The sequence below is a fragment of the Streptomyces sp. NBC_00989 genome (genome assembly GCF_045162655.1).
Lineage (GTDB): Bacteria > Actinomycetota > Actinomycetes > Streptomycetales > Streptomycetaceae > Streptomyces.
The window spans coordinates 2,960,710-2,973,466 of the sequence record NZ_CP108728.1 but is presented as its reverse complement, the minus strand read 5'-3'; the positions used below and the strand labels follow the sequence as shown (position 1 = coordinate 2,973,466).

The following is a 12,757-nucleotide window of genomic DNA, read 5'->3' as shown; positions in this document are numbered from 1 at the left end:
AAGCCCGTTGGGCATGTGCAAAGGATGGTCCCGGAGTGTGACCGCGCCGCTACAGTGGATGGGAGTGCTGCGGGGGGCGAACGATGGCGCTGCGGGTCGGTCGGCGATTCTTCCTTGCGCTGGGTGTGGGCCGCTATTGCCACCTCCCGGCGCACGAACAGCTGGGGCAGGTCCCCGCGGACACACGCGCCGTGCGCGATCTGTTCGCGGGCCTCGGTTACCAGCCCGTCCTGCCCGGCCTCGGGGAGTACGACACCGCCGACCAGATCCGCCAGAAGCTGCGCCACTGGTCCACCGACGCCGCCCTCACCACCGACGACGTGGTCGTCCTCTATTTCGCCGGACACGGCCTGGTCCAGGACCGTGACCGGCACTACCTGCTGTGCTGGGACTCCCGGGCCGACGAGGACGCCGCGACCACGGCCCTGGCCACCGAGGACCTCGTCCGCATCCTGTGCCGGGGCGAACTGCGCCATCTCCTGCTCGTTCTGGACACCTGCGCCGGCGGGGCCGGCGGAGCGGAGGCCGCCGCGCTCGCGCTTCAGTCGATCGCCTACCGGCACGGCGGTGATGGAACCTCCAGTGGGCTGTGGTTCCTTGCCTCCGCCCGCCGCAAGGACATCGCGGAGGAAGGGCGGTTCGTCACGGCCCTGAACTCCGCCGTCGAGATCACCACCGGGCGAACCGGGCAGCGGCAGGAGTATCTCGACCTCGCCGAACTGGTGAAGGCCGTCAACGAGCGCTTCGAGGCGGACGGTCTCGGCCAGCGTGCCGAACTCGCCAGCGGACTGGTGACCGGCCTGGCCCCCTTTCTGCCCAACTCCGGCTATCGGGAGGCGCTTCCGCCCATCGGCACCGATCTGGAGATCCAGCGCCGGGTGGCCGGGCAGGACCTCGCCGAGCACTTCGGGCCGCGCTCACGAGGGGTCGAGTTCGAGTCCGAGCACGGTCTGTACTTCAGCGGGCGCGCCCGCGTCCTGACCGAACTCACCGCGTGGCTGACCGGCGACGACGGCGACGGCCGGGGCCGGGTCGTCACTGGCCGGCCGGGCTGCGGCAAGTCGGCCGTCCTGGGCCGGGTCGTCGCCCTGTCCGATCCCGGCTACCGCCCCCGCTTCGACCTCGGCGCGCTCGACGCCGCGACGATCGTCCCCGAGGGATGCGTGACGGCCGCGGTGCACGCTCGCCACAAACGGCTCGACGAGATCGTCGAACGTATCGCGGACAACCTGGGGGTGAGTGTCGACGGCTCCGCCGCCCTCCTCCAGGAACTCACCCGGCGCGGTCGCAAGGGCCCACCGGTCGTCATCGTCGTCGACGCGGTCGACGAGGCCGGCTCCGACACGGCCGCCGACGCAGGCGGGCACGGCGAACCCCGCCGGATCACCCGCGAGTTGCTGCGGCCCATGTCCGAGATCCAGGGCGTACGGCTGCTGGTGGGTACCCGCCACGAACTGGTCACCCCGCTCGGCCCCACCTTCCACTGCATCGACCTCGACATCCCCGGCTACCGGGCGGAGCAGGGTGACGTCGCCGGATACGTCACCAGGATGCTCCTCGCCACGGAGGAGCCCGAGGTCCACAGCCCCTACCGTGACCGTCCCGAACTCGCAGGGGCCGTCGCCGCGGGAGTCGCCGCCAGGGCCGCCGGGGTATACCTCTACGCCCGGACCACGGCCCGCACCCTGCGCTCGGACCGCGTCGCCGTCGACACCCAACGCCCCGGCTGGGCGGACGAGTTGCCCAGCGAGATCGGCGAGGCCTTCGACGACTACCTCGCTCGTTTCGGCCCCGACGAGCCGAGGGTCCGCCGCATGCTGCTCGCCCTCGCCTTCTCCGAGGGCACCGGCCTGCCGCGCGGGCGCATCTGGACCAGGCTCAGCAGCGTGATCTCGGGCGTCGAGTGCACGGAGGCGGACGTCTCCTGGGCCCTCGATGTGGCGGAGGCCTACGTCGCGGAAGTGGTCGACGACGACCGGCGCTCGGTGTACCGGCTCTACCACAAGGCGCTGGCGGAGCATCTGCGCAGGACGGCCGGGCGGGCGACGGTCGAGATCCAGCGTGCCGTCGTCGACGCCCTTGTGTCGGTCGTCCCGGCCGTCGCCGACGGCAGACGGGACTGGCTCGCCGCGGCACCCTACGTCCGTCAGCATCTGGCCATCCACGCCGCGGCCGCCAGTCGGCTCGCCGGGCTCATCGAGGACCCCGGCTTTCTGCTCGCCTGCGAACCCCTGGGCCTGCTGCGCGCGTTGGCGTCGGTCGACGGCGACGCCTCACGACGCATCCGCACCGCCTACGAACAGGTGGCGCACCGCCTGACCCCCGACCGCTCGCTCGGCGCCCGCGCGGCCGACCTCCAACTGTCCGCGCGGCGCTGCGAGGCCGACGGCCTGGCCTACCGCGTCGAACGCCTCGGCGTTGCCCTGCCTTGGACCGCGCGCTGGGCATGGTGGTCGGCGAGTGGTGCCCACCGGCTGCTCAGCGGTCATACCAGGAGCGTCACCTGCGTCTCTGTGGGGCACCTCGACGAACGTCCCGTCACCGTGACCGGCAGCCGGGACGGCACGGTCCGGGTCTGGGACCTCACGACCCAGCGACAGATCGGCGAGCCGCTGGCGATGGATATCGCGGTGAGCGCGGTCTCCATCAGCGAACTCGGCGAGTACACAGTGGTCCTGGCCGGCGGCGTCGACGGCACGGTGCGGATCTGGGACCTCTCGGCCGGCCAGCCGTACGGCTCGCCGCTTACCGGGCACACCAACGTGATCCAGGTCATCCGCGTCTGCACCCTGGGCGGCCGCACGGTGGCGCTGACGGCCGGCGGTGACGGGACGGCGCGACTGTGGGACCTCGCCGAGCGCAGGCAGCTCGGAGCGCCGCTGTCCGGACATCGGCGCACGGTGTGGGACGCGGTCCTGGCGAAGGTGGACGGACGCGCGTTGGCCGTCACCGGCGGGGACGACAAGGCCGTACGCATATGGGACCTCACCGACGTCCTGAACGGCGGTGACGCGCGGGTCGACGGCAGCCCGCTGATCGGGCCCGCAGACGGCGTCAGGTCCTTGTGCACGGGTGAGGTGGATGGCCGTACCGTCCTGCTGGTCGGGGACATGACCGGCACGCTCGCACTGTGGGATCTCGCCGAGCGCCGACAGATCGGAGAACCGGTCGTCGCGCACCGCTACTACGAGCGCAGCGGGGTGCTGTCCGCCGCGATGGGCAGCTTCGACGGCCGTACCGTCGCGCTGACCTGCGGCCGGGAGGAGACTCGGCTGTGGGATCTGCCGAGCCTGAGTCAGCTCGTGCCCCCACTGCGCGGCCACATGGACGACATCTGCGCCGCGGCCCTGACCAGTCGCGGGGACACGTCCCTGGCGGTGACCGTCAGCAACGACCGGACGGCGCGCGTCTGGGACCTGTCCGCCGACCAGCCGAACGAGGGGCACAGCGGGCAGGTGCACGCCGTCGCCGTCCAGGAGATCCGGGGCAGCCCGCTGGCGCTCACCGGCGGGGCCGACGGCACGGCCCGGCTGTGGGACCTGCGGACCCGTGAACAGATCGGCCGCACGATGGAAGGACATCAGGGGCGTGTGCTCGCCGTGGCCCTGGGCACCGTGTGCGGTAGGCCCGTCGCGGTCACGGGAGGCGAGGACACCCGGGTCAGATGCTGGGACCCGGTTACCGGTCGGCCCACAGGACCCGCGCTGGCCGGGCACACGAACGTGGTGCGATGCGTAGCGCTCGGCATGTTCGACGGTGCCGCCGTGCTGGTGAGCGGCAGCGAGGACGGAACGGTCCGGATCTGGCGGCACGCCACCGGCGAGCCCGTGGCCCCACCCCTGGACACCCACATCGGTGGTATCGAGGGGCTGGCCGTCCGCACGGCCGGCAGTGGGCTCCGGATCGCCGTCGTGACCGAGTTCCACCACGCGTACGTCTGGCGCGTGGATCCGCAGGGCACCCGCACCCTGGAGGCCCACCTGGATCTGGAGGACCTCTCGCTGTACGCCCGTGCCCTGGGCGTCGCCTTCCTCGGCGACCGCCCGGTGGTCCTGTCCAGCCGCGAGGGAAACGGCGTGTACGTCCACGACATCGCGACCCGCGCGTCAGCCGGCGGACCGCTGGTCGGACATACCAACGGGGTACTGTCCGCCACTCTCGCCCGTACCGGCGGCCGCACTCTGATCGCCTCCGTCGCCTACGACGACACCGTCCGGGTGTGGGACCTCGACACGGCCTCAGCCCTGGACCCGCCGCTGGAAGGCCTGACGAGAATCAACGACGCGATGAGGTCCTGCCCGTCGCCCGCGTTCGGCACCGTCGACGGGGCACCGGTGGTACTGACCGCCTTCGCCCGTGAGGTGCAGGTCTGGGACATCGGCACCATGAGCCCGCTCGGGGAGCCTCTGTGTGGGGTGGACCGCGGTCTTGTCTCCGCGGACGTCGTCACAACACCTGATGGCAAAGCGATGGTCGTGACCGGAAGCTACTACGGAGGCGTTCGCTTCCACGACCTCGACACCGGGACACAGGTCGCTCCCCACATCACCTCCGCCACCTTCCAGGCCTTCCACGGCGTCGGCGCCCGTCTGACCGACGAGACGGTGGTCGTGACGAGCAGTTGGACGGAAGCGGACGCTTGGACCCTGGTGCCGCGCAGGCGCCTCGGCAAACGGTTCGGCACGTCCTGGCGGGCTTCCCTGCACATCATCGAAGGCACGGCGTCCGTGGTGTCCGTCGCGGGCGACTTCACCCTGCACGCCTGGAACCCGCGCACCCAGGCCCCCGTCTGCCCTCCGATGCCCGGCCATACGGCGCAGGTCCTGGATCTGCGCGCGGTCCGGGTGGGAGAGAGGGAACTCCTCGCCAGCGCCTCCCTCGACGGCACGGTACGGCTGTGGGACCTGCGCACCGGCGACCCGGTCGGCGAGCCGCTGACAGGGCACGAACGGGGCGCGTGCAGCGTGGACTTCGTGCGCCACGACGGCGGGCTCCTCGTCGTGGGCTGCGGCGATGGCCGGCTGGTCTTCCGGGACCTGGAGACCCGGGCCGTCACCGGGCCCGAACTGGAGCCGTTCCCCTCCCGGGCCCGGGCCCTCAGAGCGGCGGACATCAAAGGAGTCCCGTTCCTCATCGCCGGTGACGACTTCGGCCGGGTGCGCGTCTGGGACACCCGACACCAGGGCTGGACCGCCGAACTCGACGTGGGCGGCGGCATCAACGCAGTGGCCCCGGCCCCTTCCGGACATGTCTGCCTGGCGACGGACATGGGCCTGATGGTCCTCGGCCTCAACATCCGCGAAGTCCTGGAGCCCGGCGAGGGAGAGGCCCGATGACCCGCCTCGTCCTTCTCCACGGCATAGCCCAGCAGCACAAGGGCCCCCACTCCCTCCTCGCCGACTGGTACCCCGCCCTCGCCGACGGCGTCACCCTCGCCGGCGCGACGCTGGAGCGGCAGGAGGTGACCATGGCGTTCTACGGCGACGTGTTCCGACCCGTGGGCCACCGGGGCCTCGGCGAGCCCGAACTGGACGCCTCCGACGTCGAGGACGGGCTCGAACGGGACCTGCTGCTGGCCTGGTGGGAGGCTGCGGCCCGGATGGAGAGTCGGGTACCGGGACCGGACGCGGCAGCGCGAGGCCGTACCCCTCACCTGGTGCAGCGCGCCCTGAACGCCCTCAGCCACTCCGCTTTCTTCGCCGGTCTCAGCGATCGGCTGCTGATCTCCGATGCCCGTCAGGTCCGCCGCTACTTCACCGAACCGGACGTGCGCGCCGCCGTCCAGGAACGCTTCCTCGCCGCCCTGACCGAACGGACCGAGGTTGTCGTCGCCCACTCACTGGGCTCCGTCGTCGCCTACGAGACGCTGTGTGCCCACCCGGAGTTGCCTGACCTCACCCTGGTCACCCTGGGCTCACCGCTCGCGGTACGTGGTCTGGTCCTCGACCGTCTGGTTCCAGCCCCGCGCGACGGACGTGCCCGCTGGCCGGCCTCCGTCAAGTATTGGACCAACATCGCCGACCGGGGCGATGCCGTGGCCCTGGCCAAGGAACTGGCACCGACTTTCGGGAACCGCGTCACCGACCTCCTCGTGCACAACGGAGCCAAGGCTCATGATGTGCTGCCGTATCTCACCGCACGGGAGACAGGGCGGGCGATCGCCGCAGCGATGCGAGGAAGGCGGAGTGGCTGAGAGCGGCCAGGGACAGGTGGTGCGGGGTGGACCCGCGCTTGCCTCTCCCGCACACCACACCGACCGTGTGAACTCCGCTAAACGTGATCCGTGTGGTGTACGGCGGGACGCCTCACGGAGTCAGCCGGGCGATCCGAAGACTCGTCGTGGTCGGTGAAGCCCCGTTGAGCGCGGTCGCGTAGCTCGGGGTGACCGGGGCGTAGGCCCAGGTCAGCGTGCCGTTCTTCAGGACCGCTATGTCGCCGCTGATGCGGGCGGTCACCACCTTGTCCGCGCTCTGGACCCTGCCGTTCCAGTCGACGAGCCGCAGGTGTGTGCCCGTGAAGGTGCCGGTGCAGGTGCCGGCGTTGCACTTGGCACCCTTCAGGGACTCCCAGGAGACCAGGAGGCGGTCCTTGCCGTAGGGCGCGACGTGCACGTTGACGTTCTCGGTGGCTGCCGCGCTCGTGAGGTAAATGGCCTTGCCCGGGCCGGAGTTGCGGTTCGCCATGAAGGCGACGGCGACCTGGTGGGTGCTGGTCTTCGGGGTCACCGTCCAGCCGCGTCCGCTGGAGTCGGCGGCGTTCTTCTTGGCCGAGGCGGCGCCGCGGGAGGCGAAGGCGGTGGCGTAGCGGCCGGTCGCCGACTTGACCAGGTCACCGGTGCGGCTGGGGAAGGTACCACCGCAGTACCCTGCCCAGCACTGCTCGCGCTGCACGACCGGCGCGACGTCCGGGGCGCCGATCCCGGTGGAGACGAACAGGCCCGAGCGCCAGTCGTCGAAGCAGAGCGAGGTGAAGGCGCCGGAGGTCTCCGCGTGCAGCGCGATGCCCTCGTTGTGGCTGCACCCCCAGCTCCAACCACCGCTCAGCTTGGCGCCCTTGGCGCTGATGTACGTCAACTTGTCGCCGAAGTGGCCGTCCGCGAAGCCGCCCGCGCCGTGCACGACGAAGTACGCGCCGTACTTGGTGCCGTTCCAGGTGAGTTGGCCGTCGAGACCGGGGGAGGTGTCGTTCGAGGCGGTGCCGGTGAGCTTGGTGCGGAAGGTCTGCCTGCCGTTGGTGTAGCGGACGATCGCGGCGGCCGTCTCCTTCCACTTGTTCGTGTCGGCGACTCGGGTGAGCAGCGCGAAGCCGTCGTTGTGCGCGACTAGACCGCCGACCTCCTTGGCGCCCTTGACGACCGTGTCGGCGCCCGAGCGCAGTCCGGCGGCGTTCAGCGGGGTCACGTGGACGCCGTCGGCGGCGGGCCAGGCCACGCGCAGGGTTCCGTTCGGGGCGACGGCCGTGGTCGTACGGGTCCACTCGCGGGTGTTGTTGTAACCGGCAGCCAGATAGGGGAACTTGGCGGCGAGCGGCACCGTGGTGCTGGTCGGGGAGAGCGTGCCGGTCGCGGCCTTGGCGGCCGTCGAGGTCTTCGCGGCGGCCTTGGGGGACGTCTTCGCCGAGGCCGCCGCGCTCGCCGTGCCGGAGGCGGACGTAGCACTGTGGGCGGCGGCCTCGGGGGAGGCGGTGGCGCCTGTGGACGCGGAGGCGGACGTGGACGTGGACGTCCCGGCCGCGGCCGAGCCGCCGCTCCCGGAGCCGCTCGTCGCCGCGGTCGCGTACCACGCACCGCCGAGCAGGGCCGCGACGGCGAGCGAGCCCGCGAGCGGCTTGCGGGCGATGCGGCGGGGGGAACGGCGACGGTGTGTCGTGGTGCGTCTTGCGTTGGTCATGTCCCCAAGTCGCCGCTGGTGCGGGGGAGGTTGCCGTGGTGCCGGGCGCAATGTGAGCCGTTGCCCGACCGCCGGCACGCCTCCGCGACCTGCACGCTCACCGACGAACAGCCCGACACACAGTCCGACGAGCCGCCCGGTATGAGACCGGTGGCACAGCCGAAGGACGCCGATCCTTGGTACGTTGGATGCTTTCCTGGGTATCAGACCCTTTGGACTCAGCACCGGCGAGGGACCGAGGAACCATGGCCATGGACCCCGGCGAGAAGCGACTGGCGGCCGCCGTCGTGATGGACGACGACGGGCGCGTGCTTCTGGTGCGCCGCAGCGTGACCGAGCGGTTCCTGCCGTGCGTCTGGGGCGTCCCGTGCGGGAAGCTGGAGCCGGACGAGCGGGCCGAGGACGGTGCGCTGCGGGAGCTGAAGGAAGAGACCGGACTCCTCGGCGAGATCGTCCGCAAGATCGGCGAATCGTCCTTCGTCAGCGAGTACCGGGGCCGCGAGACCAAGAACTGGCAGGACAACTTCCTTGTCAGGCCGCTCACTTGGGAGATCACCCTCCCCGAGCCCGACCAGACGTACCTCTGGCTCCCGCCCTCCGAGCTCACCCGTGCCGGCATCGACATCGACGCGTACAACCTGGACGTCGTACGACAGGCCCTCACGAACTTCTGAGCGACTCCGCCAGACCGTTCAACGCGCCCAGATACTCCCGCACTTCGAGCGGCACCTTCGCCACCGCCCCCGGATGCGGCCCCGCCGCCGTGAACACATCGGTGTGGCGCCGCCGGGCGGCCCCCGTCTCCAGGAACAGCGTCACGGTCGGTACGTCCGTGTCGCACCAGGCCCGGTGCAGGGTGTGTGCCGGGAGGGCGTAGGCACTGCCCGCCGCGTACTGCCCGGTGTGGGTCAGCCGCAGCCGTGCCGGTCCCGTCGGCCGCAGCCGCCAGTCGGCGCCACGCTCGGCCAGTGACTCCTCGTACCGGTCCGCCGTGATCCCGCCGTCGCCCCGCGCCTCGTACAACTCCATGGCGAGCCGGCCCCGGACCACGTAAGAAGCCAGCGGGGAACGGTGGTTGTGGATGTCCTCCGTGCCGATCGCCGTCGCGCCGGGATGCCAGATGTGCGCGCGCAGCATGTGGCGGGGGCCGCCGTCGATCAGCAACAGCTTGTCGAAGCCCAGGACATGACGGTACGACAGCTCGGCGCAGGCTGCCGGATCGCCCTCGCCGGACGCGAGTTCGGCGATCAGCTCCAACAGGCGATCGGGGGAGCCGAGTTCGGCGACGACGGCGCGGGCCGCGGTCACCGTGTCGTGGACTCCTGCGCATACTCTCCGACTCCGGCTCACGCAGGCTTTGGCTGAGTGTCCGGCTGGTACATCCACGCGGCATGAGCCCGCAGTGCCGAAAGTCCCTGGTAGGTCATCCAGATGGGGTGTCGCATTTCCTCGTTCACCGTGAAAGAAGAGCCGTCCAGGTTCCAGGACCAGATACCGTCCTTCTGCGCTGCCCACACTGCCGTCGCGGCACCGTTCAGACGCTGCAACCAGTCCTCCTCAAGGCCGTCCTGTCGTGCGATCTCCTGGGCGCTCGGTGTGAGCAGTGCGCGCACGATCCAGGACGCAGTGAAATGCCGTACGCCCAGGACCTCGGTGTGCAAGGAATCGTCCGAGTGCCGCCGCCGCACCTCCTCCCTCACGTTTGCCAGGTCGGTGCAGTTGTCGTGGACGGTCGCGGGGCAGGCCAGCAGCCAGCGCACACCGTCCTCGCGCGCCGAACGCTCGGCGGGTCCCTCGCCCAGGATTCGGGTCGCCCGGTCCAAGGCGACTACGGCCTGCGCCGTGTGCAGTGAGGAGGGTTGGGCGGGGTGCGGAGCCCAAGGCAGTGATGTGAGCCGGTGGCCCCAGCAACGCCGGTGTTGGCGTTGTGGGTCGGTGAGCGCACCGTCGACAAGGACGCTGCGCAGCACGGGCAGCGTCGGCGCTTCGGGCGCCGCGCGCAGCAGCCCTCGTATCACTGTGGTGACGACATGAGTCAACGCCCGTCCCGTGCCGTCGAGTTCAAGGGTGAAGCCGGCCTCGCAGCGCGCCACCTCGTCCGCCAGCCGCTCCCGCGACGCACCCGCCCGGGCCAGCGCACCCAGGACCATGGCTGTTATCTCCGGGCGGGCCACGGATCCCTGCATTTGGGCCGACCAGCCGCCACCCTGGAGCCGCAGGCGCCACAGAGTGTCGATGAGGTCGCCGATGTGCACCCGCCCGTCCGGCATACCCAGATCCAGCACGGTGTGCAGCCCGTACGCCGTGGCCAACGCGGTGGGACGTGCCTGGGGTTCTGGTTCCTGGAAGGCGTGCTGCCACCCAACGAGGCGGCCCCGGACCGGGTCGTCGACCACAACGACCTTGGCGGCGAGGGCGTCGTATGCGGATGCGAACACCTTCGGCAGCGGGCCAGGTGCGGTCGGAACCAGGGGAGGAAGGGTGGCGACCGGCGAGGGCGCGGCCGTACGGACCCGGAGCAGTGCTGCCGCCAGCCAGGTCATCCCGGCGGTGGCTATCCCGCTCAGCCCGGATATCAGATACTTGGCGGGCTCCTTGTCGATCGAGTCGGGCAGCACTGCGAACAGAAACTGGAAGACCGCGTATCCGGCGGCTACACACCCGAACCGGCCCAACCAGCTTACGAACCTGGATGGTGGGACGGGCCCGGATGCTCTCAAGGGACCTATTCCCAGCCGCTGTTGAGACACAGTGCGCTTCCTCCCCCAGGGTGGCACGTGACCTTCGCGAAGCTTCCAGTCTAAGTGGTGAGCATGCCAACTGGGCGCGGACCGGAACCGGCGTCTCCGTCAACCGACTTCAGCCCCGGGGCCAGTGCGTCAACGCCACGTGCAGCGCGTCGACCGCCCGCTCCCACGACCGCTGTACGTCACGCGGCGCGCCGAACCCCCCGCCGGCCTCCAGCGCGCAGTAGCCGTGGAACGTACTGCGCAACAGCCGTACGGCGTCGGTGAGATCGGGTTCCTCCAGGCCGTAGGCGCGCAGCAGGCCGTAGGTGATCTCGGCGGTGCGGCGCAGGGCGGGGGAGTCGGCGATCAGGGACTGGTCGACGCGGATCTGGGTGGCCGCGTACCGGCCGGGGTGCTCCAGGGCGTAGGCCCGGTACGCGTCGGCGAAGGCGCCCAGCGCCTCCCGGCCCGTGCGGCCGGCGACCGCGACGGCGATGCGGTCGACCATCTCGCCGCCCGCGAGGAACGCGACGCGGGTGCGCAGGTCCTGGAGGTTCCGGACGTGCGAGTACAGGCTCGCGTCCTTCACGCCGAAGCCGCGCGCCAGCGCGGACAGGCTGACGTTCTCGAAGCCGACCTCGTCGGCGAGGTCGGCGGCGGCCGCCACGACACGGTCGGCGGTCAGTCCCGCGCGCGCCATGGCCCACCACCTCTCCTCTGACCTGCGACAACTGGAGACCCTAGGACGATAGTCAATAACAACAGGGGTGTCCGGCGCGTTTCCGCCCCGCCCCGCCGGGCTCCGGCAGCAGACTGCCCACCATGGACGAAGACTCCGGCACCCCCGCCCCCACCGGCCTCCGCGCCACCGCACTCCTCGGCCGCCCCAAGCTGTGGCTCATCCCCACCGTGCTCACCGGCCTGCTCGCACTCCTGCTGTCCCTGCTCTACATGGGCGGCATCGTCAACCCCAACCGCGAACTGCGCGACCTGCCCATCGCCCTCGTCAACGGCGACACCGGCAAACCGCTCACCGGCCAGCAGCAGAACCTGGGTACCCAGATCGCCCACTCCATCGTGACCAACACCGGTAGCCGCGCGGCCGGTTGGCGCCAGCTCACCAGAGCCCAGGCCCAGGACGAACTCGACGCGGGCAAGGTCTACGGCGCCCTGGTCATCCCCGCCGACTTCACGAACTCCGTCGCCGCGCTGACCACCACGAACGCCACCGCCCGCCCGACCATCACCGTGCTGACCAACCCCGGCAAGGGCAGCCTCGGCTCCTCCCTCGCCGCCAAGATCTCCTCCACGGCGGCCCAGCAGGCCTCGCTCACCATCGGCAAACAGCTCGGCGCGGCGGCCACGAAGGCCGACTCCACACAGAAGCTGTTCCTCGCGGACCCGGTGCGGATCGCCACCCAGGTCGGCCACCCCATCGGCGACAACAGCGGCATCGGCCTCACCGCCTTCTACTACACCCTGCTGCTGGTCCTGGCCGGCTTCATGGGCGGCAACGTCATCAGCAACGGTGTCGACACCGGCCTCGGCTACGCCGACAACGAGATCGGCCCCTGGCACACCCGCCGCCCGACCGTCCCCATCGACCGCACCCAGACGCTGCTCCTGAAGATGGTCATGACGGCCGGCATCACCCTCCTCAGCGTCTCCCTGATCATGCTCGCCAGCGTCAGCATCCTCGGCATGGACGCCACCCACATCCCGCTCCTGTGGATCTACTCCTACTGCGCTGCCCTCGCCGTCGGCCTCGGCGTCCAGGCCATCAACGCCGCGTTCGGCGGGATCGGCCAGCTGGTCTCCATGTTCGTGTTCATCGTCCTGGGCCTGCCGTCCTCCGGCGCCACCGTCCCCCTCCAGGCCGTCCCCGGCTTCTACCGCTTCCTCTCCCACTTCGAGCCCATGCGCCAACTCAGCGACGGCGTAAGGGCGATCCTCTACTTCGACGCGCGCGGCGACGCGGGCCTCACGCGCGCGTGGACCATGATCGGAGTCGGTACGGCGATCGGCCTGCTCTTCGGTTTCGCGATGGTCCAGTACTACGACAGGAAGGGACACAAGCGCCTGACGCCGCAGCCCGCTTGAGGAACCCCGCTCTCAACTGTCTCAGGGAGTCTGAGAGTT

Annotated in this window: 8 protein-coding genes; 4 read left to right on the top strand and 4 right to left on the bottom strand. The window is 70.7% G+C overall.

Features of this window, described 5'->3' with window-relative positions:
• The first annotated feature begins 83 nt into the window (after window positions 1–83).
• Both OG714_RS12960 and OG714_RS12955 read left to right on the top strand, forming a co-directional pair.
• The gene (locus OG714_RS12960) at window positions 84–5,336 is read left to right on the top strand and encodes a caspase family protein (protein WP_406120666.1); all 5,253 of its coding nucleotides are present in this window, start codon (window positions 84–86) and stop codon (window positions 5,334–5,336) included.
• On the top strand, window positions 5,333–6,193 hold the full coding sequence (locus OG714_RS12955) for a hypothetical protein (RefSeq protein WP_406120664.1): 861 nt from the start codon (window positions 5,333–5,335) through the stop codon (window positions 6,191–6,193). The genes OG714_RS12960 and OG714_RS12955 overlap by 4 nt, the downstream gene beginning before the upstream one ends.
• A gap of 112 nt (window positions 6,194–6,305) precedes the next feature.
• Here the strand turns inward: OG714_RS12955 and OG714_RS12950 are convergent, their stop codons facing one another.
• The gene (locus OG714_RS12950) at window positions 6,306–7,889 is read right to left on the bottom strand and encodes a hypothetical protein (RefSeq protein ID WP_406120662.1); all 1,584 of its coding nucleotides are present in this window, start codon (window positions 7,887–7,889) and stop codon (window positions 6,306–6,308) included.
• A 251-nt stretch (window positions 7,890–8,140) separates the two neighbouring features.
• On the opposite strand from OG714_RS12950, the gene OG714_RS12945 reads away from it, so the two are divergent.
• Window positions 8,141–8,563, top strand: coding sequence for an NUDIX hydrolase (locus tag OG714_RS12945; protein WP_406131803.1), 423 nt, complete (start codon window positions 8,141–8,143; stop codon window positions 8,561–8,563).
• Here OG714_RS12945 and OG714_RS12940 read toward each other — a convergent pair.
• The 3 genes from OG714_RS12940 to OG714_RS12930 form a co-directional block, all read right to left on the bottom strand.
• A complete protein-coding gene (locus OG714_RS12940) occupies window positions 8,550–9,239 on the bottom strand; it encodes a hypothetical protein (protein ID WP_406120661.1) in 690 nt (229 codons plus the stop codon). The two genes, OG714_RS12945 and OG714_RS12940, sit on opposite strands and share 14 nt — an antisense overlap.
• Window positions 9,236–10,507: a hypothetical protein gene (locus OG714_RS12935; RefSeq protein WP_406120660.1), complete on the bottom strand. Its 1,272-nt coding sequence runs from the start codon at window positions 10,505–10,507 to the stop codon at window positions 9,236–9,238. The genes OG714_RS12940 and OG714_RS12935 overlap by 4 nt, the downstream gene beginning before the upstream one ends.
• Before the next feature lie 241 nt (window positions 10,508–10,748).
• The gene (locus tag OG714_RS12930; protein ID WP_406120658.1) at window positions 10,749–11,318 is read right to left on the bottom strand and encodes a TetR-like C-terminal domain-containing protein; all 570 of its coding nucleotides are present in this window, start codon (window positions 11,316–11,318) and stop codon (window positions 10,749–10,751) included.
• Between the two features lie 122 nt (window positions 11,319–11,440).
• Between OG714_RS12930 and OG714_RS12925 the strand changes: the two genes are divergently transcribed.
• Window positions 11,441–12,718 carry a YhgE/Pip domain-containing protein gene (locus OG714_RS12925; RefSeq protein ID WP_406120656.1) on the top strand — a complete coding sequence of 426 codons (1,278 nt, stop codon included), beginning with the start codon at window positions 11,441–11,443 and terminating at the stop codon, window positions 12,716–12,718.
• Window positions 12,719–12,757 lie beyond the last annotated feature (39 nt).